At 46.7% G+C, this 26086-nt stretch carries 20 protein-coding genes and 1 riboswitch; of the genes, 6 read left to right on the forward strand and 14 right to left on the reverse strand.

Annotation, left to right across the window (positions count from 1 at the left end; all coding sequences use genetic code 11):
* Window positions 1–17: 17 nt before the first annotated feature.
* Window positions 18–1604 carry an ATP-binding protein gene (locus RIN81_RS13510; protein ID WP_309091012.1) on the reverse strand — a complete coding sequence of 529 codons (1587 nt, stop codon included), beginning with the start codon at window positions 1602–1604 and terminating at the stop codon, window positions 18–20.
* Window positions 1605–1777: 173 nt separating this feature from the next.
* Between RIN81_RS13510 and RIN81_RS13515 the strand changes: the two genes are divergently transcribed.
* Entirely contained in the window at window positions 1778–2629 is an 852-nt protein-coding gene (locus tag RIN81_RS13515) for an STAS domain-containing protein (protein ID WP_309091014.1), read from the forward strand.
* A 144-nt stretch (window positions 2630–2773) separates the two neighbouring features.
* Here the strand turns inward: RIN81_RS13515 and RIN81_RS13520 are convergent, their stop codons facing one another.
* The 6 genes from RIN81_RS13520 to uraD form a co-directional block, all read right to left on the reverse strand.
* Complete coding sequence (locus RIN81_RS13520) at window positions 2774–3265, reverse strand: (2Fe-2S)-binding protein (RefSeq protein WP_309091016.1); 492 nt, start codon at window positions 3263–3265, stop codon at window positions 2774–2776.
* Window positions 3249–5483, reverse strand: a complete 2235-nt coding sequence (gene pucD, locus RIN81_RS13525; RefSeq protein WP_309091018.1) for a xanthine dehydrogenase subunit D — start codon at window positions 5481–5483, stop codon at window positions 3249–3251. Before pucD ends, RIN81_RS13520 begins: the two co-directional genes overlap by 17 nt.
* Before the next feature lie 21 nt (window positions 5484–5504).
* The gene (locus RIN81_RS13530) at window positions 5505–6359 is read right to left on the reverse strand and encodes an FAD binding domain-containing protein (protein WP_309091020.1); all 855 of its coding nucleotides are present in this window, start codon (window positions 6357–6359) and stop codon (window positions 5505–5507) included.
* Window positions 6277–6972 carry an NTP transferase domain-containing protein gene (locus RIN81_RS13535; RefSeq protein ID WP_309091022.1) on the reverse strand — a complete coding sequence of 232 codons (696 nt, stop codon included), beginning with the start codon at window positions 6970–6972 and terminating at the stop codon, window positions 6277–6279. The genes RIN81_RS13530 and RIN81_RS13535 overlap by 83 nt, the downstream gene beginning before the upstream one ends.
* Window positions 6969–7973 carry an XdhC family protein gene (locus tag RIN81_RS13540; RefSeq protein WP_309091024.1) on the reverse strand — a complete coding sequence of 335 codons (1005 nt, stop codon included), beginning with the start codon at window positions 7971–7973 and terminating at the stop codon, window positions 6969–6971. The genes RIN81_RS13535 and RIN81_RS13540 overlap by 4 nt, the downstream gene beginning before the upstream one ends.
* A gap of 147 nt (window positions 7974–8120) precedes the next feature.
* Window positions 8121–8633, reverse strand: coding sequence for a 2-oxo-4-hydroxy-4-carboxy-5-ureidoimidazoline decarboxylase (uraD, locus tag RIN81_RS13545; RefSeq protein ID WP_309091071.1), 513 nt, complete (start codon window positions 8631–8633; stop codon window positions 8121–8123).
* Between the two features lie 197 nt (window positions 8634–8830).
* Here uraD and RIN81_RS13550 point away from each other — a divergent pair, with 197 nt between their 5' ends.
* Both RIN81_RS13550 and RIN81_RS13555 read left to right on the forward strand, forming a co-directional pair.
* Entirely contained in the window at window positions 8831–10447 is a 1617-nt protein-coding gene (locus RIN81_RS13550; protein ID WP_309091026.1) for a PucR family transcriptional regulator, read from the forward strand.
* A 276-nt stretch (window positions 10448–10723) separates the two neighbouring features.
* Window positions 10724–10823: riboswitch (purine riboswitch) on the forward strand.
* Window positions 10824–10865: 42 nt separating this feature from the next.
* Window positions 10866–12203 (forward strand): 5'-deoxyadenosine deaminase, encoded by a 1338-nt coding sequence (locus tag RIN81_RS13555; protein ID WP_309091028.1) that lies wholly within the window; start codon window positions 10866–10868, stop codon window positions 12201–12203.
* Window positions 12204–12267: 64 nt separating this feature from the next.
* Here RIN81_RS13555 and RIN81_RS13560 read toward each other — a convergent pair whose 3' ends face one another.
* Window positions 12268–14208 carry a glycoside hydrolase family 127 protein gene (locus RIN81_RS13560; RefSeq protein ID WP_309091030.1) on the reverse strand — a complete coding sequence of 647 codons (1941 nt, stop codon included), beginning with the start codon at window positions 14206–14208 and terminating at the stop codon, window positions 12268–12270.
* Window positions 14209–14412: 204 nt separating this feature from the next.
* On the opposite strand from RIN81_RS13560, the gene RIN81_RS13565 reads away from it, so the two are divergent.
* Window positions 14413–15318, forward strand: a complete 906-nt coding sequence (locus tag RIN81_RS13565; RefSeq protein WP_309091032.1) for a helix-turn-helix transcriptional regulator — start codon at window positions 14413–14415, stop codon at window positions 15316–15318.
* A gap of 116 nt (window positions 15319–15434) precedes the next feature.
* Here RIN81_RS13565 and RIN81_RS13570 read toward each other — a convergent pair whose 3' ends face one another.
* Entirely contained in the window at window positions 15435–17102 is a 1668-nt protein-coding gene (locus RIN81_RS13570; RefSeq protein ID WP_309091034.1) for an alpha-glucosidase, read from the reverse strand.
* Window positions 17103–17449: 347 nt separating this feature from the next.
* On the opposite strand from RIN81_RS13570, the gene RIN81_RS13575 reads away from it, so the two are divergent.
* Together RIN81_RS13575 and RIN81_RS13580 are read left to right on the forward strand one after the other, a co-directional pair.
* A complete protein-coding gene (locus tag RIN81_RS13575; RefSeq protein WP_309091036.1) occupies window positions 17450–19096 on the forward strand; it encodes a PTS transporter subunit IIBC in 1647 nt (548 codons plus the stop codon).
* A 3-nt stretch (window positions 19097–19099) separates the two neighbouring features.
* On the forward strand, window positions 19100–19867 hold the full coding sequence (locus tag RIN81_RS13580; RefSeq protein ID WP_309091038.1) for an endonuclease/exonuclease/phosphatase family protein: 768 nt from the start codon (window positions 19100–19102) through the stop codon (window positions 19865–19867).
* Window positions 19868–19905: 38 nt separating this feature from the next.
* On the opposite strand, the gene RIN81_RS13585 is transcribed toward RIN81_RS13580, so the two are convergent.
* The 5 genes from RIN81_RS13585 to RIN81_RS13605 all read right to left on the reverse strand — a co-directional run bounded on the left by RIN81_RS13585 (window position 19906) and on the right by RIN81_RS13605 (window position 25977).
* Window positions 19906–20529, reverse strand: a complete 624-nt coding sequence (locus tag RIN81_RS13585; protein ID WP_309091040.1) for an SGNH/GDSL hydrolase family protein — start codon at window positions 20527–20529, stop codon at window positions 19906–19908.
* An 87-nt stretch (window positions 20530–20616) separates the two neighbouring features.
* Window positions 20617–21477 (reverse strand): glycoside hydrolase family 43 protein, encoded by an 861-nt coding sequence (locus RIN81_RS13590; protein ID WP_309091042.1) that lies wholly within the window; start codon window positions 21475–21477, stop codon window positions 20617–20619.
* 89 nt (window positions 21478–21566) lie between these two features.
* Window positions 21567–22391, reverse strand: coding sequence for a glycoside hydrolase family protein (locus RIN81_RS13595; RefSeq protein WP_309091044.1), 825 nt, complete (start codon window positions 22389–22391; stop codon window positions 21567–21569).
* 52 nt (window positions 22392–22443) lie between these two features.
* Window positions 22444–24225: an ABC transporter ATP-binding protein gene (locus RIN81_RS13600; protein WP_309091046.1), complete on the reverse strand. Its 1782-nt coding sequence runs from the start codon at window positions 24223–24225 to the stop codon at window positions 22444–22446.
* Window positions 24226–25977 (reverse strand): ABC transporter ATP-binding protein, encoded by a 1752-nt coding sequence (locus RIN81_RS13605; RefSeq protein WP_309091049.1) that lies wholly within the window; start codon window positions 25975–25977, stop codon window positions 24226–24228.
* Window positions 25978–26086: the final 109 nt, after the last annotated feature.

Here is a 26086-nt window from a genome sequence, read left to right on the forward strand (position 1 = left end):
AGTGGTTCCCCCTTTGTTTACTTCTTTGGAATGGTAATAGTAAATTGCGCACCGCCAAAGGAGCTTTTTGAAAGATAAAGATCTCCTTTTAGCTTCTGCAATGTATTTTTCACAATCGCCAGTCCAATTCCGTGATTGTCCCCATCCTTTGTCGTAAATCCTTCTTCAAAAATCCGGTCCTGCTCTTCAAGCGGAATACCAGGACCGTTGTCTTCAATATCAAAAATGAGTTCATGGCCAATATCAGTAAACGAAACACGGACTACCGCTTCTTCTCCCCTTAACCGTACGGCCGCCTCCATTGCATTATCAATCATATTTCCTAACACCGTTACAAACAGCTTGGTGTCAAAAGAAGACGGCACAACGGCTAAGTTGCTGTCTTCATCTATCTGAAAATGGACTTTCATTTCTTTGGAGCGGTGGATTTTGCCAAGAAGACAAGCCGCAATATACGGATCTTTTACAGAGGAAGTTAAAAATACAACGACATCCTGCCGCTCTTTTACTTCGTCCGCTATAAATGACCTTGCTTCCTCATATTGCTCTAACACTATCAATCCATAGATGGTGTTTAATTTATTTAAATACTCATGATTTTGTGCCCGGATGTTGTCGGTAATGCTTTTGACCGCTGACATTTCCTCCTCTATTTTCTCGATTTCTGATACAGGGCGGATCGTTAAAACCGCCCCCTTTGTTTGATTATTCTGCCAAATGGGCGCACCATCCGCTACATAAAGCTGATGCCCAAACAAAAACCGCTGCCGCACAATGCTTGTCTTTTGGTCGATGATCGATTCAGCCATCCCAACGAGGCGGCTGTTTGTTATTTTTCCTTTCTCGCTAATTTGCCCCTCCAGCAGATTTCTCGCTCTTTTGTTGATAGACGTTATGTGATGATCGTTATTTACTGCAATGGTTGCATCCCGAATAGATTCAAGGGTCGCTTCTTTTTCTTTAAATAAAAAAGAAATTTCTTCCGGTTCTAAATTAAAAATCAATTTTTTCACCCGTTTCGCTATCGTAACAGCTCCTGTTATGCCAAATAAACTAATAAACAGGGTGAAACATAACAGCTTTAACCAATAGGCATTTCTCGCTTTATCTACTTCTGTCGTTAAAAAACCGACAGAAGCCACTCCAATGATTTCTCCCTTTTTGTTGTAAATGGGGGCTTTCGCTTTAATGGCTGAACCCGAGATACCTGTCCCTTTGTACACGACAGATTTTCCTGCTGAGAGACTTTCCCTGCTGCTCGTCCCCATTTTTTTACCGATATGTTTTGTTATGTGATGGGAATAACGGACGTTATGTTTATTGCCGATCACGACATATCCTGCGCCAGTTGATTGTCTGATGCTTTCAGCAATAGGCTGAATGCGCAGAGGCGGATTTGGATCATCAAATGCCTGGATAATCATCTCATTTTGAGCAGCCATTTTAGCCACTGTCATTGCCTGGCTGCCCAGTGACTTTTCAGCCAAATCTCCCATAAGAGTAAAGAAGATAGCGCTTACAAAAAGAATCGTTAAAAAAACGACCATAGAAATAAGACCAATCATCTGGCCGAGCAGCTTAGGCCGCCTCCAAAGAATTAACATGTAACCTCCCGCTTTCTAATGGAAAAACTCTTTCTTTTATTTATCTCAATCTCTAGAACATTGTCAATATTTTGTTCATTTTGTTCACGGCTTTTTATGATTTTCGCATTCCAAATCAGAGAAAAACGGTGTATCTTTGTACGTATAGCATCTATTTTCTGGGGGCCGTTAAAATGAATAACGAAATACGAATTCTTGGAAAGAAACTGTCTGAGGTAAAATATGAAATTGCCCAGGAAATTCATCAAAGCCTTTCGCATATAGCAAGTATTCATGAAAAAGCCGGCTGGGAGAAAGAACGGGCAATCGAACACCGTGCCCAATTTATTCAAATGTTCGCAGACACTTTAATCGAACAGCCTGATCACGAACTTTCTTTAAAACGCTTTAGCAAATGGGGAGCGAAAATCGGAGAGATCGCCTGCAGCTTGAATGCGCCAATGGATGATGTACTGCAGACGACAACGATATACCGGACGGCTATTTGGGATGTATTAAGGAAGGAAATGAAGCAGAAGCAAATGTCTGTTGAAACTGTTTTTGACAGCATCGCCCTTATCGATCCACTGCTTGATCAAGCCGTTTATGCGTTAAGTATCACTTATGTGAAGTTTCATCGAGAAGCACTTGAGCAATCGGCTCAGGCGCTTTTGGAACTTTCTGTGCCGGTTGTGCCGATCACAAAAGGAGTAGCTGTACTTCCGCTGATTGGCAGCATGAACACGGAACGGGCAGCCCTTCTGATGGAGGAAGTGCTGCAAAAAGCTGCCCAGCTTAAGCTTTCCCACCTTCTTCTTGACCTGTCTGGTGTCGTAACGGTTGATACGATGGTTGCCGATCAAATTTTCAAGGTGATCGAGGCCTTGTCCCTGCTCGGCGTAAAAGCATCACTTATCGGTATTCGTCCTGAAGTGGCCCAAACAATGGTAACAATTGGTATTCATATGGGCGAATTGGATGTAAAAGCAAATTTAGAGACAGCACTAAAAGACTTACAGCAGTCCGCCCATTTGTTTTCCTCTTAACAAGCAATGAGCCAAAGAAGCTTCTTTGGCTCATTGCTTGTTTCTTTTATCCATAGACCCGGCTGCTTTCTCCTTTGAATGGACGCCGCTTCGATCCGTACTCAAATAAAAGAAACAGCTTATGTTAGAATGATTTAACAGCATTTAAGAAGAACAAGCCCGCTGAACAGACCGGATGATGCCGCCGTACCCTGTGCACCGGCAAAGATTGCCTGAAAAAGCTTCCTGAATCGCCGCCTCACTCGGCTTTGGATTTGATTCAAGCAGGCATTTCGCCGCCATGACCATGCCCGGTGTGCAATAACCGCACTGAAAGCCGCCTTCTTCGAGAAATGCTTCTTGAATAGGATGCACTTCGTTTTGATCAGAAAGCCCTTCAACCGTTTCCACCGAAGCCCCTTCAAGCTGATAAGCGAGGGTCAGGCACGAAACAGCCAGTTTACCATTGACCAAAACCGAACAGGCTCCACAGCGTCCGATGCCGCATGAAATTTTTGTGCCGGTTTGACCAAGCTCATTTCGGATTAAATCAACAGCTCTCATAACAGGCGGAACAGTTAATTGAACAGGCTCCCCGTTTAGCCGAAAGGACAGCCGTATCACTTCAGCGCCTGCTTTTTCAGGATTGGTTTTCATGCAGAACACCCCTTTCCATCGACTGCAGTACAGCCTCCGACTTTACCGGCAGACGGCTGACCCGAAAGCCAATTGCATCGTAGATCGCATTGGCGATTGCAGGCGCTACGGCTACCGTTCCAATTTCGCCAACACCCCGCGGGCCATAATGATCTCCAAGAGGAAGCGTCTCAATCGCTTCAAGCTCCAGTTCAAACGGTACATCTTGAATGCCTGGAACTAAATAAGAATCGAAGTTTTCTGTCGCATACTGCCCTTCTGTCATCACCACATCTTCCATTAAAGTGTAGCCAAGCGCCATCACGCCGCCGCCCTCAATTTGTCCCCTATAGCCCATTTCGTTTACAACAGGGCCGGCTGCTGCAGACTGGTGCAGTCCGGTTACTTTTATTCTTCCCGTTAAAAGATCAACCTCTGTCTGGGCCACTACACCGCTGTACGTGTATAAGTAGTGAGCCGAGTCAATTGCGTCCGGCGAAACCGGAAAATCAAACTGGGCGGAAACCACAATCGGCTCTTCGCCGGCTGCAAGAGATTCAAAGGAAAGCACGCATTTTCCATTCTTCCAAACACCGCCCGGTCCAATCGACAGCACACTCTCTTCTGCACCCGTTTTTTGGACGGCCCGTGCAAGCACCTGCTTTATAAAAGACCCTTTTAACCGCTGAAGTGAATGCCAGACCATACTTGTTCCGCGTGAAGCGGTAGTGGAACCGGATGAAGGAACGAGAGCCGTATCTCCAATGACAATGGAAAGGTCTTCTTTTTGGCATCCCAGTTCTTCTGTTGTCACTGCTTCAATCACAGCCAGAATTCCCTGTCCCGCTTCTTCAAATCCAAAGGCAATTTCAACCTTTCCATTTTCTTTTAAAGAAAGCCGGCCACCGGCAGGGTCCATTCTCCCAAAGCCAAGCCCGCCGCCATGCATCGTCACAGCCATGCCGATGCCGGTCCGCTTCCACTCGCTCGCTTTCGGCATCTGCTGCTTTTTATCCTGGTATATTTGGGCAGCCGACTCTAACACCTCTAAAGCACCATTTGTCTGGACAATCCGCTGCCCGAGCGGTCCAGGGTCCTGTTCACGGCGGATATTAAGCCGCCGCAGCTCCAGGGCATCCATCCCGATTGCAGCGGCCAGCCGGTCCATCTGCCCTTCCAATGCAAAAGTAATCTGGTTGCCTCCAAATCCACGGAACTCCCCGGAAACACCATTGTTTGTAAAAACAGAGACACCCTTTGTGTCTACTGCCTCAATCATGTACGGGCCACATGCATGCTCAACAGCGAAGTCTAAAATTGCCGGTCCTAATGTAGCGTAGGCCCCTGTATCGGCTGTAATCCTTGTTTGATGGGCAAGCAGCCGCCCCTTTTGATCGACGCCGGTTTTCATCGTAATGCTCATCGGGTGCCGTTTAATGCTTGAACGCATGGATTCCTGCCTTGTTTGGTGAATTTTCACCGGCCTGCCTGTTGCAAGCGCGAGCAGCGCCCCATACGGCTGAATATTCAATTCATCTTTTCCACCGAATGAGCCGCCCATCGGACTGGAAATAATACGAATTTTTTCTTCCGGCATGCCTAAAATGCGGGATAATTGAAACCGGTCTTTAAAACCGTGCTGCGTACCGACATATACTGTCAGCGTCCCGTCTTTTTCAGGAACAATAACGCCGCCTTCTGTTTCCATGTAAGCATGAAGCTGCCGGGGAACTTCATATGTTTCTTCTACAATGTTTACGCATCGCGAAAACGCTGTTTGGATATCGCCTTTTTGAAAGCCGGCACGGTGAAGGATATTGCCGCCCGGGTGAAGGAGAGGAGCCGACTTGGCCAATGCTTTTTCCGGACTGTCCACTACAGGAAGCGGTTCATAGTGCACTTCAATCAGTTCAAGCGCTCGCGCAGCAATTTCTACCGACTCTGCAGCAACAGCTGCAACCGCATCTCCCACATATCGAACTGTATCTTTACATAAAACCGGCTGATCCGGGGTAACGATGCCAAATCCGTTTAAGGCAGGCACGTCTTCGTGGGTAATAACCGCCTGTACACCCGGTAGCTGACAGGCTTTCTCTGTGGAAAGGGAGAGGATACGGGCATGAGGGTAAGCACTTCTTAGCACTTTTGCCCAGAGCATATCTGGAAATGTAAGATCCGTTAAATATTTTAAGCGGCCTGTTACTTTCTCTTTGCCGTCCGGCCGGATTTTTTTCTTCATAGCCAATCTCCTTTCCCGTTTTTATCGGTCAGATTGCAAAGCCGCTAACAGCAGATTGGCTGTGACAGTGCGACGGTAATCCGCTGAGGCGAACACATCACCAATCAAAGCCGATTCTTCTTTGATGCTTTCTGACAGTGACGCCAGCACATCATCCGTCAGTTCTTTTCCAATGAGCTCTCTCTCACACATCTTCAAACGACGCGGTGTGTTTACTCCGCCGCCCGCCACCATCCGAATTTCTTTAATGGTCTGCTCATCTGTCATTTCTCTGTACATGGCAACCGTCACAACAGATGGAATAAACGCTTCTCTCCGTCCGACTTTCCGAAAAAAACAGCGCCCTTTTATAGGAGAAGAAACCGTAATATCCGTTAAAATGGCGGATGCTGCCGGAAATTCCTGCTCACTTACATAATCATATATCCATTCAGACCGAATGCCGTTTTCACAAAACCACGAAAGGCGCGCGTCAAGTGCCAGTAAGACCGGAATGGCATCACCGACGCCATAAAGAATATTTCCGCCGATCGTACCCCGGTTACGCACAGCTGGCGAGGCAATGGTGCTGATCGCTTCTGATAGAACCGGGCACTTTTCTTCTACAAGCGGATGATTCCGGCACGTTTCCAGGTCGGTCAGCGCCCCTATTCTGATCAAACCGTCGACCGTTTCTTCAATGTCTGCGAGTTCCCGAATCCCTTCCAGGCTGATTAAATGAGGAGGAAAGGATAGGCCCTGCTCCCGCTGCATTTGCATAAGTGTTCCACCCGCAATAAACCGCGATATTCCATCAAGCTCTTTCTTTAAAGACCTCGCTTCCTCCAGACTCTGTGGCTGCCAGACAGATGTCGGCACCGGCATTTGCATTGTCATTCCATCCCCTCCCGTCCACTTGTTTATAGTCCTGCATCGTATCAATATCAAAAAAAGAACGGGATTCTTGGCAATCAATCATTCGTCCGCGCCGCGCAAAAGAAGGCTGCTTCAGCAAACTGCCCGCCCCCCGGTCTCCCTTTAGCTCCTGCAGCACAAGGAAACAGCCGTTCGAGAAGAGAACAGGCGGGCGCGGAATACCATCCAGACGAGCCGCCACAAAAGGAGCCTTTGTTTTTTTGTATGTGCGGACGATTTGATTGATTAATTCCACCCTGATAAACGGCTGGTCTGCCAAAAGAATCACCACTGCCTGCGCACTCATTTGTTCTGCGGCCCTCAAGCCAAATGAAAGTGTATGCGCCTGCCCGCGGCTGGCTTCATCACAGACGGCATACGACCAATTCTCTTTTTTAAAAAAAGCGGGCGCAATCCAGCCGGCCCGGCTCTCTCTTTTCCCTGCCACAATAACATGATCCAGCGCAGAGGAAAGAGCCGCATTCAGTGAAGCACTGCCAATCGTGGTACTGCCAAGCGGTAGCGCCAGCTTATCGCACCCCATCCGGACACTGTTTCCGGCAGCAAGCAAAATACCAACAATCGGCCTGCTCATAAACAAGCTGCTTCCCGCAGCTGAATGGAATGGCTCACTTGAATCAGCTGAGCGACAATACTAATCGCAATTTCTTCGGCTCCCTGCGCTCCAATTGACAAGCCGGCCGGAGAAGCAATCCGTGAAGGAATGGCATCAGCCCCAAACAAGCGGGCCGTTCTTTTTCGGGAACCAAGAATACCAAAATACCGAAGCTCTTGCTCCCTTAGCGCCTCGATCAGCTCCCGGTCCCGCTTAAAGTTATGCGTCATCACGACCACACAGTCTTCTGGTTTTAAAGCGATAGAAGAAAGCACATCGTTCGGAAAACCGACCATGTGTTTTTCAGCATCAGGAAAATGAAAAGCCGAACAAAACGCCGGGCGCCAGTCGGAAACGGTAACCGAAAATCCAGCGGCAGCTGCGAACGAAACGAGCGGCCGCGCATCCGGCCCTGCCCCAAATACAACAAGCCTCCGTTTTGGACGAATTTTGTGTACATACACTTCACTGTCGAGCGCTTTACTAAAAAACATGCCCCGCTCAATAACCCGGCAGTCGTCTGGTACTTCTCCCTCCCAATGACCAAACACACGTCCCGAATCGGGAATAAAAAGGTAACCGGGGCGGACGCCGCGCTTTTTAATCATAAAAACGGACTGTCCGGACCTTAGCACTTCTTTTAACTGCAATAGGTGGGCCGTGTACTCTTCATCCAGCCGTTCTGTCCATACATGAATAACCCCGTTGCAGCCCGAGCCCTCTCCCCAGGAAAAATCATCCTCACCGCGCATATCGTATACAAATTCGCCGTACGGCTGATCCACTGTTTTCAGCCGTTCATTCAAATCTTCTTCCAGGCAGCCCGCACTAAGCAGGCCGATCTGTGTGCCATCCGGTTTAAACAGCATCGCTGCTCCTTCTTTTTTATAAGCAGAGCCTGTGACTTTAACGACCGCCGCCATTACACCACCAACAGTGGAGGCATCCACGGCATCAAGCAATTCATGAATATCTTCCATATCGTTTCCCTCCAGTGTATAGTCCGAAAAAGGGCACTGGTTCAAAAAAATCACAGCCCCCTTCTCACTTCTTCTATTCTTAAATTGGGCTGATGAAAGAAGCGAGTCTAGACAGCCGTCCTTGTGTTTCATTTAAAACCCGGATGGTCACGGCTGGCATGCGCTGGGTTCTTCCTGGATGACAATGTCTTCGATTCGGAATCCGGCTATTTTAAACACTTCTGCTAATGCTGTTTCAAATTCTGTTTTCTGATCGTTTTGAAGACGCTGCTTCATCTGAACGCAGATTTCTTCTTTGGTTTTGCCTTGCACTGCCATGATAAAAGGAAAAGAGAACTTTTGGGTGTATGCCTCATTTAACAGAGAAAACTGATTAAATTCTTCTTTGGACAAAGAAGTCAGCCCGGCAGCTTTCTGCTCTTTCACAGAAGCGTCGGTCATTTTCACGTTTGCCCCAAGATTCGGGTGGTTTCGAAGCAGAGCCAGCTGATCAGAACGAGACGCTTCCTGGACAACAGCGGTCATCTTATCACATAGAGTCTGCACAGACTCAAATGGACGATCCTGTACCGCCTGTTCCGCTACCCAAAGTGAATGTTCAAATACGCTGCCGAAGTGCTGGACGAACATCACTTTTTTCATTTCGTTTACTGCTTTCATAGTCAGCACTTCACTCACGCCCTTTCCTAACTTAAATGTGTAATAAATAATAACATATAATTAGTTTACAAGGAAAATTATGTATTGTCACTGGCTTAAATGACCAAAACATTAGATTTTTTTCTTCTTTTTCACAATTTATCAATAATTTATGTTATATAATATTACACAATATAAATTTTCAGGGAGTGTTTCAGTTGAAATTACAAACCTTGCTTGCCCACGCTCCTTTTCAAGATATCCCATTAGCTGCGGGCTCCAGAGGGATGGCAAATGATATTACGAATGTGACGATGATGGATGCTCCGGATATTCTCCCTTATTTAAAGTCGAACGACCTGCTCGTGACAACCGGTTATCACGTTAAAGATAAGCCAGGCGAGCTGATCAGCTTGATTGAGCAAATGGCCCAGAAAAACTGCGCTGCCCTTTTTATTAAAACAAAGCGTTTTTTCGGCCAGCTTCCAAAAGAAGCAATCCAGCTCGCAGATCAGCTTGGGTTTCCGATTGTTGAAATTCCTGAAAACTGGTCACTCGGTGAAACCGTCAATCAAATGCTTAATATTATTTTAGATAAGAGAACGAGCGAGCTTCGGGGCGCAATCGAAACGCACAAGCTGTTTTCAAGCCATATCATAAGCGGAAAAGGATTAAATGCGCTGCTTGCAAACTTAACAGAGCTTACCGGCCACCAAGCTTTTTTATCGACAGCGTACTTTTCTGCCATTGCCGGCGATCATTCGCTGGCTGAAGCTTTTTTGCCGTTTAAGAAATGGGCGTCTAAGCACGGCTCTTTTCTGCCGGCTGGCTCTGCTTTTACCATGTTCAGCACGCTGGACCAGAAAGAGAGCTACACACTCTTTCCCGTTTACACACACGAGAAAAAAGCCGCCCTGCTTTTGCTCAAAGGCTTTGTTTATCCAACAGAGCAGGTGAAACTTCTTACGATCGAACAGGCACTCAATGTGATCTCATTTGAACTGTTGAAAGAAGAAGCCGTAAAACAATCTACCCGCCGTATTCGCAATGAGTTTTTCTCCAATTTTTTAGATGACGCTTTTTCAAGCGATGAGGAAACGATCAGCCGTGCAAAAGAATTCGACCTGCCTTTAAAACAAAAATACGCGTGCGCGGTTGGCCGAATCGATGCACCGGAAGAAGAATGGTCTTATTACACGAACCAGAAGGAACTGGATGAAGTCTATTATTTTTTCGAAAAAGAACTGCACACAATGGATATTCCCTGCGACTTATTTACAAAAGGAGACACCGTAATCATTCTGTCAAAAGCACCTGATCATATGAAAGACATCCATTTATTTACGGCTTCTTTTTTAGAAAAGCTGCAAAGCCGGCTCAGCCGGGAACATAACATGACCACCTCTTTTGGTGTCAGTCATTTATGCTCGTCTCTCCTATTTGTCCGGCAGGGATATAAAGAAGCGCGCGATGCCTTAAAAACAAATCGGCTTTCCAGCGGCCCTTCCTCCATTCACTTCCATCGGACAAAGGATGTAAACGAGCTGCTGCGGATGCTCCCGCCAAAAGACTTAAGCCAGTTTTATAAACACACAGTCCAGCACTTAAAGCTGAATAATCTAGAAGAAGAAAGGTCGCTGCTGGAGACACTGTTTGTTTATATGGAAAGCCATTGCCATATTTCCGAAACGGCCAAGCGGCTGTTTGTCCACCGTAACACTGTTGTGTACCGGCTGGAGAAATGTGAAGAGCTGCTCGGTATTTCGTTGAAAGACCCCGATTTTTCCCTGCAGGTCCGCCTCGCCCTCCGTATCAAACAACTGCTGAATGCTTAAAAAAGCCCGGGAGCTGTGTCCCGGACTTTTTTATATGCAGGAATTCCAACTTCGTCCAAAAAAAGTGAAATACTCAACCGTCAGACAACAATGGCATTGAGTGCGCTCTCAAAATGATTTTTTACATCCATAGAGGAACCGGCTTTTTCAAAGCCGCTTACGAATGTACTTCCTCCCCAATCATTCACCTGAATGAATCATGTTTTCCGAGTAACAGAAAAAACAATGTAAGGTTTTCTTCCACTTCAGTTGAAGCGTCTCCTGCTTCCTCTTATTCTAATGATAAGATACCTTTTTCGTATATCCCCAGCGATACGGGCTGGGGGTCTCTACTTGGGACCGTAAATTCCAAGCTACGAAAAATCAGCATGGGCGCTGGTTTTTTCGTGGCTTTTTTTATTGACTGGGAGGGATGGAGATGGGAAGTTTACTTATTAAAAATGCTCAAATCGTAACGATGAATGCGCAGGAAGAGATTATAAACGGAGATATCCTCATTCGGGACAGCCGGATTGAAGCAGTCGGACCGGCTTTGGACGAAACGCCGGCTGACCGTGTGATTGACGCTTCAGGCCGAACCGTGATCCCCGGCTTTGTTCAAACCCATGTGCATCTATGCCAAACACTGTTTCGCGGCAAAGGTGATGACCTTGAATTGATGGACTGGCTGAAAAAGCGGATTTGGCCGCTTGAAGCGTCCCATGATGAAGAATCTGTTTATTATTCGGCGATGCTTGGGATCGGCGAGCTTCTGCAAAGTGGCACAACAACAATTGTCGATATGGAAACCGTTCATCATACCGATTCTGCATTTCGTGCGATTGCCCAAAGCGGTATTCGCGCGCTCTCCGGTAAAGTTATGATGGATAAAGGCAATGAAGTGCCGCTTGCCCTGCAGGAAAACACAGCAGCATCCATCCAGGAAAGCGTGGACCTGCTGGAGAAATGGCACATGTACGACAGCGGGCGCATCCAATATGCTTTTTCACCGCGCTTTGTCGTTTCCTGTACAGAGGAATTATTGAAAGAGGTACAAAAATTGTCCGTCCACTACAACGTCCATGTGCATACCCATGCTTCCGAAAACAGAGGAGAAATCGCTATTGTTGAGCAGCAAACCGGGATGCGCAATGTTATATATCTCGATCATCTCGGTCTTGCCAACGAACGGCTTATCTTGGCCCACTGTATCTGGCTGGACGAAGAAGAAAAGCGGATTATCCGGGAGAAAGGTGTGCATGTCAGCCATTGTCCGGGCTCGAACTTAAAGCTTGCATCCGGTATTGCCGATGTTCCTGAGCTGCTTGATGCCGGCTCATCCGTAAGCCTTGGAGCAGATGGTGCTCCGTGCAACAACAACCTCGATATGTTCAATGAAATGCGCCTTGCCGCCTTGATTCAAAAACCGATCCACGGTCCGACCAGCATGAACGCCCGCACCGTTTTCCGCATGGCTACAAGCGGCGGCGCCCGGGCTGTTGGAATGGGGCATGAAATCGGCAGTATTGAAGCCGGAAAAAGGGCAGACCTGGTGATGCTAAACTTAAATCATTTCCATACCTTCCCTTCTTACGATGTAGATCCCATCTCACGCATCGTTTATTCAGCTACCCGTGCGGATGTGGAAACGACCATTGTCGACGGACGAATTGTCATGGAAAACAGCATGATGAAAACGATCGACAAAACGACTGTGCTAAGAGAAGCAGATGCTTCAATTAAACGGCTGCTCAAAAAAACAACAATCATGCATTAAACCCATACAAAAAGCGGTTCAGCCAAAGACTTCGGCCGAACCGCTTTTTGTTTGTTAAAACGAGTCAGCTCTCCTCGCGAATCCACACGGCCATTTCACCCGGCTCGCGGTTGCACCAGGCAAAGTAAGGAATCGCTTTGATAGAAACACCGACAAAGCGCTTATGAACGGGCTGATATAATGCCTCTCCCCATAACTCTTCCCTTTCCCGGACACCTTCTCCCTCGATCACAACGACTCCGCCCAGTACATCAGGCTTGAACGCAGCAGAGAACACAGAATGCTTATTTATTTTGATCAAAGACAGCTCTTTTCCGTTATCTGCTTCCTCCAGACAATATACGACCGGTCCGCGCTGTAAAGCGGCTTTCCCGGCGTTTTCTTTTACTTTTGGATTCGCCCGGATTTTTTCTACTGGCATAGGAAACAGAAGCTCAATTTGATCTCCCTGCACCCATTTACGCTTCAAATATGCGTAACCTCTTTTTACCAAAGGCTCATAATCTATTTTTTCACCATTCACTCGGAGTTCAGCCCGTTTACACCAGCCCGGAATGCGAAGCGCAAGGGTAAAAGTTCCTTCCTCATCAGGCATCACTGTCAGCTTCACGGTTTCGTCCCACGGATAGCTTGTTTCCTGATGGATCGCGACCTGCTGTCCATTCAGTTCGACAGCTGCTTTATTGCCTGCATATAGGTGTACGTGCAATTCATCCTGCCGGACTGTATACATATATTGGCCAATCGATGAAAGCAAGCGCGCCAAATTAGGTGGACAGCATGCACAGCTGAACCATTTTTGCCGGACGGTTTTAACGTGATGATGATCCTGGCGGTAACGGCTTGTCTCCGGTTTTACCTCCAGCGGATTCACATAAAAAAACTTTTTTCCATCCAAGTCCATTCCGCTGATCGTTCCGTTGTAAAGAGCCCGCTCCATCACATCGGCATACTTTGCGTCTGCCTGGAGTTCAAGCATTCTCTTTGCCCAGAAAACGAGACCAATCGAAGCGCACGTTTCCGTATAAGCGGTTCCGTTCGGCAGGTCATAGTCAATTGAAAATGCTTCGCCAAATTCCATTGATCCAATACCGGCAGTAATGTACATTTGTTTCGTCGTGACATTCTCCCATAAATCCTCACACGCTTTTTTTAATGTTTCATCATTCAGTCTGAGCGCAAGGTCTGCCATCGCCGTGTACATATACATCGCCCGGACAGCATGCCCAACCGCTTTTTTTTGCTCCCGGACCGGTACATGGGCCTGATGGTAGCCATAGCTTTCATTCCAAAAAAACGGACGATCATCCCCCCGCTTTTCTCTTTCCACATCAAAAAAGTGCGGCTGCTGCCCGCGTTCGTCAATAAAATAGCGGCTTAAATTCAAATACTTTTGATCACCTGTCACATCATACAGCTTCACAAGCGCCAGCTCGATTTCCTGGTGCCCGTCGTACCCGCGGATTTTGCTCTCTTCCCGGCCAAACGTTTCATCAATATAATCGGCAAATCGGCACACCATATCCAAAAAGGCTTTTTTTCCAGTCGCCCGGTAATAAGCTACGGCTGCTTCCATCATATGGCCGGCACAATAAAGCTCGTGCTGGTCCCGCAGATTGCTCCAGCGCCCATTTGGCTCCTTTACCGTAAAATATGTGTTCAAGTAGCCATCTTTTTGCTGTGCCCGGCCAATTAAAGCAATGACCTCGTCTGCCGCCTGCTCCAGCGCTTCATCCCGTTCATTTTCCAAACAGAATGCTGCTGCTTCAAGCCATTTCGCTACATCACTGTCTTGAAAAACGAAACCGTGAAACTCGCCCGCTGCTTCTCCCGCGGCGATTTTAAAGTTTTGAATTGCACAGCTCGGCACAGCACCTGGAATTCGATCGTTTAATGCTTCCCACTGATAAGGAAGAACTTCCCTCCGGACCACATCCATATACCGCTTCCAGAACGAATCTGTTACTTGAACAGATACATCGTTCTTAATTTTTGTATGCGCCATTTTTCATCCCCCATTTTTGTAACGCGTTTGGTTCAGCGATTAGCTAAAACTGACCTTATCCCTTCTTCCCTTTTATTTAAAAAGCGCTTTCAATAGAAATCTTGTTCAAAGAATAGCATATTGATACAATAAAAATCAGTAAATGAAAGCGCATAATTCGTGGACGAAACTGACTATGTTTCGATTCAAAAAAGAGGGATGAAAATGCTGAGGGAATATATACACGCATCAATCCAACAGCCGGTTCAATACAGGCTGGGCGGAAAATTTGTTACGGATATCTCCTGGACACATATGAAACGCTTAATGGGCGATTACGAACTCATTATCGCTCTTCATGAAACGCTGTATATTGAATGTGAATCCACCCAATTTGAAGTACAGCCGGGTGATGCGCTTCTTTTGCCGCCCGATAAAATACATCAGGGCTTTCACGAATGCCCGCCTGGAACCTCTTTTTACTGGTTTCACTTCTTGTTTCCAGACAGCAGAGAAGCACCCGTGATAAACAAGCAGGAGCTGGACCGGCACATTAAAACGCGTCAAACAAAACCAAGGCTCCAGCACGGAGACACAGACATCTTCCTGCCATTTTTCTCCACGCCCAAACAAATCGAGCGGCTGACCATTCTGTTCACCCAGCTTCTTGATGTAGCAAACGGACATTATGGTCACAGCCGGGCGGCTGATTATCTGGCTACCTCCCTTCTGATTGAATTGTCTGAGCAGACGGTTAAAAACTTTCACCTTACTTCTGAACAAACGAGTACAGACAGAAAAATCGCTTCTATTTTGGAATGGATCCGCCTTCATTCGCTTGAAAAGCTGTCAACCGGCATGATAGCTGATCAGTTCAACTATAACCGTGACTATTTATGCCGCTTTTTTAAAAAAGAAACGGGCTGGACGGTGCAGTCGTATATTCATATGCTGAAGCTTTCCAAAGCGAAGGATTTACTTACTCTTTCGGATGAAAGCATTGGAAGCATCGCCCGGACAGTTGGCATTTCAGATGAACGGTATTTTATGAGGCTGTTTAAACAATATGAAAAGCTGACGCCCTCCGAATACCGCAAAGCTTACCATCGTATTCAGCTCAATAAAGAATAAAAGATGGGCGGAACCGGCTTGAGCAGAATCTAAACTTTTCAGACTATGATTTTTCTTTGCCGCTCCACCAAAAACAAAACCGGCTTAAACGGTAAGGTTTAAGCCGGTTTTTATTACTATTTGAGGCGGTATACACGCGTTTCATATGGGTGCAGCACCAATTCACGAGCTGGACTGTTTTCCTGCACTGTATAATTGTGCAGCAGCAGCTGAGCGGCATCATAAGAGACACCTTCCTGCTTCGGAACCGGTACTGGCTGATCTGACAAGTTAGCAAGGACGATTACCCGGTCGCTTCCGAGAGTGCGTGTGTACGCAAATAAGCGTTCGCTTTCCTCGACCACTTCTTTGTAAGCACCGTACGTAAACACGTCGTGCGCTTTTTTCATTCGAATCATTCGTTTGTAAAAATGTAAAATAGAGCGTTCATCCTGTTGCTGCGCTTCTACGTTAATGCGCGTATAGTTGTCATTCAGTTTGATCCACGGCGTTCCCGTCGTAAAGCCGGCATTGCTCTCGGCCGACCACTGCATCGGCGTGCGAGAGTTGTCGCGGCTTGAATTCCAAATAATTTGCATCATCTCATCATGGTGAATGCCGGCTGCAGTGCCAAGCCGGTACATGTTTTTCGTACGAACATCGTTATAATCTTCAATGCTTTCATATTTTACATTGGTCATGCCAATTTCCTGTCCCTGGTAAATAAAAGGCGTTCCCTGCATTAAAAAGTACACCGCTGCAAAAGCCGTAGCACTTTCATACCAGTATTCCCGATCGTTGCCCCATGTGGAAACCACGCGCGCTTTATCATGATTTTCAATGAACAGCGCATTCCAGCCTTTGTTTTCGAGCGCTTTTTGCCACTTTGTCATCACTTCCTTGTACCCTGGAATATCCAGACCCGTTTCTTTTTCAGCATTCCAAAGCTCAAGATGTTCAAATTGAAAAATCATATTAAATTTCCCTTTTTCTTCACCGACCCATTCATTAACGTCTTCCGCTGTTACACCGTTTGCTTCACCGACTGTCATAATGTCGTACTTAGCGAATGTTTCGGCTTTTAATTCTTCAAGAAACGGCTGAATGCCTTCTACATTCATGTGGTAATCGTAAGAAGGCACATACTTCATTTCCTTCGGATTCGGCAAATCAGGCAGTCCTGCTTTTTTCTTAATATGGCTGATCGCGTCAACCCGGAAGCCGTCGATCCCTTTGTCGAGCCACCAGTTAACAGTTTCGTAAAGGGCCTGGCGCACTTCGGGATTTTCCCAGTTTAAGTCCGGCTGCTTTTTTGAAAATAGGTGCAGGAAAAACTGGTCTGTGATCCGATCATATTCCCACGCCGAATCCCCAAAAATACTTTCCCAGTTATTCGGCTCCCCTCCACTTTTGCCATCGCGCCAAATGTACCAGTCGCGCTTTGGATTGTCCTTAGAGGAACGGGATTCAATAAACCATGGATGTTCGTCACTCGTATGGTTGATCACGAGGTCAAGAATCAGCTTCATTCCCCGTTCATGTACAGCTTCCAGAAGCTCGTCAAAATCACCCATCGTCCCAAACTCATTCATAATTTCTTTGTAATCGCTAATATCATATCCATTATCATCATTCGGCGATTCAAACATCGGACAGATCCAGATTACATCAATGCCAAGATCCTTTAAGTAGTCCAGTTTGGAGATCACTCCTTTAATATCTCCAATTCCATCTCCGTTCGAATCCATGAAGCTGCGCGGATAAATTTGATATGCGACTGCTTCTTTCCACCACACTTTGTTCATATGACGACCCCCGTATCCTCTCGTATGCTTCTTACGTGTATTTTAGCATGGAAAACGGAAAAACATGTGAGAATATCCCGCTTCCCTTTGATCCTTCTTTTTTGTTTTTGCTGTTTGATACGCCCTAGTATAAACTAGACGAAAAACCAATGCAATCGTTTTCACAAAAATACATTCAATATTCTTTGGCGAACACTGATCTTTCTGTTAAAACAAGCGAAACGCTGAAAGAAATCAGCTCTTTAAAAATTATTCTTGCTAAATGAAAGCGTATTTATTAGAATAAGGTCCATGCAAACGTTTTCGTTACATTTCACTATTACATCTAATCAAGGGGAGAATGGGGTATGAAGAAATTAACGTCTTTTGATTTTTGGCAAAAACTTGGGAAAGCACTGCTCGTCGTCGTTGCCGTGATGCCCGCAGCCGGGATTATGATATCCGTCGGCAAACTGATTGCCATGATAAGCGGTGATATCAGTTTTGTGCAAACAGCAGCACACGTGATGGAAGACATCGGCTGGGCCATTATTGGCAACTTACATATTTTATTTGCGGTTGCCATCGGAGGCTCCTGGGCAAAGGAACGGGCAGGCGGCGCATTTGCAGCCCTTTTAGCTTTTGTTCTGATTAATCGGGTGACCGGCGCTTTATTTGGTTTAAACAATGAAATGATAAGTGATCCAAAAGCCTCTGTCTCATCTTTTTTTGGCAGCGAGTTAATTGTAAGCGATTATTTTACTTCTGTGCTCGGTGCTCCAGCGCTTAATATGGGCGTGTTTATTGGTATCATTTCCGGTTTTGCCGGAGCCGTGATTTTTAATAAATATTATAACTTCAGCAAACTGCCGGCTTCTCTTGCTTTTTTTAACGGAAAACGGTTTGTGCCTTTTGTGGTCATTGCCTGGTCCGTTGTGATAGCCGTTTTGCTGGCGGCCGTCTGGCCGTTTATTCAGGGCGCCTTGAACGAGTTTGGAAAATGGATTGCCACTTCAAAAGATACGGCACCGATTATTGCGCCTTTTGTATTCGGTACACTTGAACGTCTGCTTCTGCCTTTTGGTCTGCATCATATGCTGACGGTTCCGATTAACTACACGTCACTTGGCGGCACGTATACGATGCTGACCGGCTCTTCGGCCGGGCAGGTTGTAGCCGGGCAGGACCCGCTTTGGCTTGCCTGGGCGGCAGATTTAAACAATTTAAAAGCAGCTGGCGATATGACGGCGTATCAAGCACTGCTGAACGAGGTAACGCCTGCCCGCTTTAAAGTGGGCCAAATGATTATTTCTACTGCCTCACTTATTGGAATTGCGCTGGCCATGTATAAAAATGTGGACAAAGACAAACGTGCTAAATACAAGCCGATGTTTTTATCTGCCGGACTCGCTGTTTTTTTAACAGGTGTAACAGAACCGATTGAATTTATGTTTATGTTTGCTGCCCCTCTTTTATATGTGGTATACGCGATTTTAACCGGCTTGAGCTTTGCTGCGGCTGATCTGATCAACCTTCGTCTCCATTCATTCGGGCTGATAGAGTTTTTAACACGCATGCCTATGGCGGCAAAAGCAGGACTGACACGTGATATTTTTAACTTTGTTATTACATGCTCTGTGTTTTTCGCTTTAAACTTCACGATCGCGAACTTCCTGATCAAAAAGTTTAACTTTCCGACGCCAGGCCGGGCCGGCAATTACACAGATGATGAAGAAACAAACGCCAAAGCCGAAAGCGCTGCGCCGGCGGCAGAAGGAACAGCCGCCGCTGCCATCATCCGGCTGCTGGGCGGTACTGACAACATTGAAGATGTGGATGCTTGTATGACGCGGCTTCGCGTGACCGTTAAAGATGTGGACAAAGTATCAGGAGAAGCGGAGTGGAAAAAAACCGGGGCGCTCGGTTTAATTTTAAAAGATAAAGGTGTGCAGGCCATTTACGGCCCTAAAGCTGATGTAATTAAATCCGATGTACAGGATTACTTAGGAGTGTAAAACATGAATTTACTCACATTAAACTGTCATTCCTGGCAGGAAGAAAACACCCTCCAAAAGCTAACGGAACTCGCTCAAACGATTGCCGAAAAATCATACGATGTTGTAGCGCTTCAGGAGGTAAGCAAGTCGGATGAAGCCGGGCACGCGAATTACGCAGAGCTGCTTGTGCAAAAGCTGCATGACCTTGGTGGAACGGATTACACATTCATTTGGGATATGTCGCACTTCGGCTATGAGATTTACGAAGAAGGCGTGGCCATCATTACGAAGCATCCTGTAAAAAGCCATGATTCTTTTTTTATTACAGACCAGCACGACATGAATAACTGGAAAACACGTAAAATTGTTCAAGCTGTGATCGATATCAACGGTGAACCTGCCTCTTTTTTCTCCTGTCACCTCGGCTGGTGGCAGGACGAGGAGGAACCCGCAAAAAAACAGCTTGACCGCCTCCTAGCCAGGGCTTCATCCAAAGAGCTTACCTTTTTGATGGGTGACTTTAACGGGGATGCTGCTGTGCGAAACGAAAACTACGATTATCTGTTAGCAGCCGGGTTTTGGGACACGTACACCCTTGCTTCCAAGAAAGATGAAGGATACACCGTTAAAGGAAAGATTGACGGCTGGGATGGAAACAAAAAAGATCTGCGAATTGATTATATCTTTGTGAATAAGCCCATCGAGGTCATATCATCCAAAGTGATTTTTAACGGTATCCATAAACCGGTTGTATCCGATCACTTCGGTGTTGAAGTGGTCATCCGCTAAAAAGAAAGGCGTTCTCCTGCGGGGAGAACGCCTTTTTCTTATGACAGTCCTTTTTCGCGTATGGCTTGCAGCCAGGTCCGCGCCATCAGTGTATTTCCTGTTGAGTTCATATGAACCCCGTCTGTCGTCAGCTTATGCTCACCTTCCGCACTTACATACTCGATGAAAGCCTGGTGCATCGGCACAAGCACAGCACCATATTCGCCGGCCAGCTTTTGAACAATCTCAACATACGGCTTTAGAAGCTCGTTGCCTTCGGAGCGCGGATCTTCTTCAATAATCGTCGGTTCCATTAACACAAGCCGGATGCTCTCAGATTGTTCAAGTAAACTACGGTATACCTGTTCAAATTTCCCGGGTAATATTTGATTCATTTCTTTTGAATCAAGCTGCCGCCATACATCGTTGATTCCGATTGATATGGACAGGACTGTTGGCCGTTCGTTTAACACATCCTGCTCCCACCGCTCTGCCAGATCAGTTACTCGATTGCCGCCAACCCCTTTATTAATAATGACAGGTGCGTTCATAGGCGACTCGCAAATAAGCTGATCACGAATCATCCTTACATACCCATCCCCCAGCTCTTCCGGCTCTGCCCGACGTCCGGAATCGGTAATGCTGTCTCCAATAAATACAATCCGGTCTTCCTTCGTCAACATTTCTATTCCTCCTTTAACAAAACTGCTTTTTCCAGCTCACTTTTATTAAGATGCCCGCATGCTTTGAGCTGAATTCGCCCGTTCCACTTATACCGGCCTTTTCCCCATCAGCTCTTCCATATTCAGAAAAACAGCCCGTTCATGGGGTGACCGATTCGGCGCATGAATAGCCAGCCGCCTCTTGCCGGTAAAATCCCGAAAAATCATTCCATGGCCGCCGTCTTGATCAAGCAGCGGTTCTGCCTCATGAATCCACGGTCCCTCAACAGCTCCTGATAGGGACCGGGCAATACCGACTGCATAGCCTTTTTCACTATAACTCGACCAAATCATTTCAAGCTCTCCGTTTTCTGTTTCGTAAAGAAATGGACCATCTGTAATGTAATTAGCTTCCCTCACCGGCTTTGTCCATGGCGCCTGGGAAGCCGTGAATAATAAAACCGGTTCGCCGTGTACAGCCTGAAAATCTTCGGATAACCGCAGGGCATACATCTCTCCGTCTTTTACTTGAATCCATTCACGGCAAAAAACCATCCAGGGAATGCCCTTTTTATCCATAAACAAAGTTCCGTCAAGGCATTCCCATTCTTTCGGTGTAATCGGCCCCTCCGTCAGCGGCTTAAAAGGACCGAGCGCAGATTGAGCTTTTAAAATCTGTGTGCCCCGGCACCGTTTATCTGATTTGAACGTAGCCAGCATATAATAAGCGTTCTTCCATTCATACACTTCCGGCGCCCAAAAGTGCTGATCCGCCCAAAAACGGGGCGGCGGCCGAAAAGCCTGAAACGGCCCTTCCCACTCCTGTAAATCCCCGCTTTGATACACTTGAAAACCGGAAGCAGGGCCTGTCCACACATCTTCATCCGTTGTCCCGTAAAGATAATAGGTTTTTGCTTGCTGATCTGCCACCACAAATGGATCCCGAATCCGAATATCACTTGTTCTCATGCTTATGTTTCCTCCCGCAGGCAAAATGAAAATAAAGCATTCCGATCACAGGTAAGTACCCCGTCTTGCAGCTCAAGCTTTGCTGCCTGTCAAGAAGATCTTTTCGACGGGGGATGACGGCTGCAGTCTGGATGTGTAAAGTAAAAAATATAGGCCTCCCCACCGCTTACCTGCACATCCGCATGCAGACCGATTGTTCCGTCATCCTCACGCGTACCGGACCCATGCAAAATCTTTCCGTTACGGCGCCAATCCTCACCGTTTTCTGACTCATAAACAGCCAGGCCCGACCATTCATCTACAATGAGCCAGTATGTATTCCGCCAGAAAAAGACGTTTAGCCCTTCATGCGGCTGATGAGCTAAAACAGCACCTGCAGGCTTCCAGTGGTATAAATCGTCATTGTCAGCGGTGTATGTGGCAGAATCGGTTGCTTCATCCTTATACCACATGCGCCATCTGCCATCGGGCATTGGATGAATGCATGCGTCAATCACGTAATCAGAGCTCAGCTTCAAAACAGATTGGAATGTCCAAATCCATAGGTTTCGGCTCGTATAGTGAACAATATCCCTTCGGTGTCCAGCCCATTCAGATGGAACGCCCCGGATGTAGCTCACATACATATGGTACAAGCCGTCGTGCCGGAGAATTTCCGGTACCCAAAACGTGTTTTGACCCTGTTCAAATTCAAGTCCTTGAAGAACACCCCGGTACGTCCATGTTTCTCCTCCGTCCTGTGACGAAGCAACACCAAGGTTTGTGCCGTGCACCCAGGCAATGCCCGGCCCTTCGACTGAAGTCCTCCGGCTTGTGTAAACGATCCACCATTCCCTTTCTTCCCGATTCCAAATAAGAACCGGATCTGCAGCGCCATCATAAATAGGATCACGAAAAAGCGGCGCTTTCGGCATGGTCTCCCTCCTTTAAAAAGCCCGGCATCGCCGGGCCCGCGTTCTGATTGTATTATCCAGCCTCTAAAGCACGGCGCTGCGATAAATAAAGCTTTGAGTACGCGCCGCCTTTTTTCATTAGTTCATTATGCGTTCCCTGCTCCATAATTCGACCGCCGTCAATAAAGAAAATACGATCAGCGTTTTGAATCGTGGACAGACGGTGCGCAATAATAAAAGAAGTTCGCCCTTCAAGCAGCTGCTCCAATCCTTTTTGAAGAGCCATTTCCGTTTCGGTATCAATGCTTGATGTTGCTTCGTCCAAAATTAAAATTTTCGGGTCCGCCAGAAGAGCCCGTGCAAACGAAATAAGCTGGCGCTGGCCAGATGAAAGACGTGTGCCGCGCTCATTCACCTCTGTTTCGTACCCTTCTTCCATTTCGCTAATAAAACGGTGTGCCTGAACCGCTTTTGATGCTTCAATCACTTCTTCATCCGTCGCATCAAGGCGGCCATACCGGATATTGTCCATGATCGTGCCGGAAAAAATAAACGAATCCTGCAGCATGACACCCATCTGGCTGCGCAGCGACGAAAGCGTGACCGTTTTAATGTTTGTTCCGTCCACTCGTACACTGCCGCACTTCGTATCATAAAACCGGCTGATTAAATTGATGATCGTCGTTTTCCCAGAGCCGGTCGCCCCAACAAGCGCGATCGTATCTCCCGGATTTACCGTAAAGTTCACGTCCTCAAGAATGTTTTTCTCTCCTTCGTAGCCGAATACGACATGATCGAACATCACCTCACCGCGTACAGGCGGCAGTACACCAGCATTTGGCGCATTTTGAATGGCCGGTTCTTCATCGATCGTCTCAAAAATGCGCTCTAAATACGCCATCGCATTAATAATAGCATTATAGAAATTGCCGATATTCGCAAGCGGCTGCCAGAACATCCAAATGTAACCGACAAATGCGACCAATTCCCCCGCTGTGACACTTCCGTTCAGCCAAAAAATACCGGTAACATAAACGAACGAAACGGTAATCACCGAAATATTTTCAATGACAGGCCATAAAAGAAATTGAATTTTTACTCCCTTCATCCAGGCGGAACGGTAGCTGTTGGATACTTCACGAAAGATTTGCTCGTTTTCTTCCTCACGCGCAAAGGCCTGTGTCACTTTAATTCCATTTAAGCTTTCATGAATATACGCATTCATATTAGACTGCTTGTTGCTGAGCTGCTGCCACGCTTTACGCTGAGCTGTTTTAATAAAAAAGATAAACCCGATCAAAAATGGGAAGCCTGCCATGGCAACCAGTGTCATTTTCACGTCAATCGCCAGCATAAAGCCGACAATGACCAGAACGCTGAACAAATCTGTAATAACGTTAATAATACCGTTGGATAAAAGGTCGCTGAGTGAGTTCACATAGTTTACGACACGCACTAAAATTTTGCCGTGAGGCCGGCTGTCGTAGTAGGAAAACGACAGCGTCTGCAAATGAGCAAACAAGTCTTTCCGCAATTGTAAAATGACACTCTGCCCGATTTGAGACATCATTCGGATTCGATATTTTAGGCAAAAGCCTGTGACCGTGATAGCCGCTAAATAAAATCCGGCAAGCAGTGCAAGTCCGCCCACGTCTCCGTTTGGGATTTTGTCGTCGATCGCCGTTTTAATTAAATATGGACCGGTCAACGTTGCCCCGCTCGCCAAAAGCATCAGGAGAACAGTAAGTATGATTTTTCCTTTAAACGGCTTTAAATACTGAACCATCCGTTTTAACTGGTTTATATCAAAGGCAGACTCCAGCTCTTCATCTACATCAAATTTATTACGTGCCACTTACATCACTTCCTCGCCAAATTGGCGGCTGTCAAAGTCACCAAATTGATTTTTGAATACATTAAAGTAACGGCCTTTACGCTTCAACAAGTCTTCATGCCGGCCGCGCTCTACAATCCGCCCGTCCTCTAACACCAAAATCAGATCTGCTTCTTTAACGGAGGAAATGCGGTGGGCGATAATAAAGCACGTTTTTTTCTGTAAAATGGACCGGAGCGTTTTTTGAATGCGCATCTCCGTTTCTAAATCAACCGCGGACGTCGTATCGTCTAAAATTAAAATGGGCGCATCCAAAAGCAGTGCTCTCGCCAGAGAAATCCGCTGCCGCTGTCCGCCTGACAAACCGACGCCGCGCTCGCCGATAATTGTGTCGTACCCTTCCGGAAGCTTGGATATAAACGCATGTGCTTCCGCTTTTTCTGCTGCCATCTTCACTTGCTCCATTGTCGCGTCCGGCATTCCATACGCAATGTTTCCTTCAATCGTGTCGGAGAATAAAAAGATATCCTGCATAACCATAGCGGTATGCCGGCGCAGAGACCGGATATCCCATTCCTTCACATTCATTCCTTCCACTTTCACTTCACCGCTGTCTACATCATAAAAGCGGCAAAGCAGGTTGACGATCGTCGATTTCCCAGCGCCTGTCGGACCGACAATCGCGACAGTCTGACCTGTCTTCACCCCAAATGTAATATTGGATAAAACCGGTTCATCTTCATAGCGGAACGTTACATCCTGAAACTGAACAGACAGTTCGCTGCCAGCCGGTGCCTTTTTCGATAATGTATTGGTAATGCCCGGCTGCTCGTTGAGCAAATCTTCAATCTTTTCAGCGGATGCGATAAACCGCTGAACGTCATTAATCAGCCAGCCCGCCATTCGCATCGGATTGTTCAATGCCCAAATAAGAGAATTGAACACGACAAGCTCCCCAATAGTCAGTGACCCTTGAATAACCATAAACCCGCCGGCTAAGATCATGACAACAAGCAGCACCCCCGCCAGCGAATCAAGCACAGGAAGATACTTTTCCCATACACGTGCCGATTGAATATTCTTTTCTTTAAAAGCTTTGTTTTCAGCTGAAAACTTACCAATCTCATGGTCTTCCTTGGCAAAGGCTTTGACAACCCGGTTGCCGCTGATGTTTTCCTGTACAACGGAGTTTAAACGCGCGAACTGTGCCCGAATTTCTGAGAATGTCGGCCGGACCTCACTGCTCATTCGATAAGCAAAAAAGGCGATCACCGGTGTTACAGCGATCATTGCCAGTGTCAGCGGCGCATGAATGGTAAACATAAAAACAATGGCAAACAACAGTACACATACGTTTTCCACAATCATATACGTTGTCCAGGCAGTAAAATGGCGCACTGCTTCCATATCACCTGTCATCCGCGCCATAATGTCGCCCGTTTTTGTCCGGTCATAAAAACGAAAGTCCAGCTCATTCAGTCTGGCGTACAACTGCTCGCGAAGCGTAAAAATCACCCGCTGGGAAGTACGCTCAAATAGGAGCTGAAAGCTGTAGCGGATAACGGTTTTCACCATCGTAACCGCTATCATAAAACCAAGCAGTACCCAAAGAAGCTCCATCTTTCCTCCGTACACTACGTCATCGACAATTCGTCCTGAAAAATACGGATTCAGCATGTTCAATCCTGCAACAAGAAGTACAAGTGAAAACCCCAAAAAAAGGCCGGATTTATAGTCCCTCATATACGCCCAAATCCATCTTAAACTATGCACGTTCCATTCCCTTCTTTCCGCGTATTTTCATCATGGCCTGTTATGGTGACAATCGATCTTTGATGAAAATAAGGACCCCTTCCATACAGTAGAATTGAAATACGTTCAT

Source organism: Domibacillus sp., assembly GCF_031181085.1.
In the GTDB taxonomy this organism is placed as follows: domain Bacteria; phylum Bacillota; class Bacilli; order Bacillales; family Domibacillaceae; genus Domibacillus.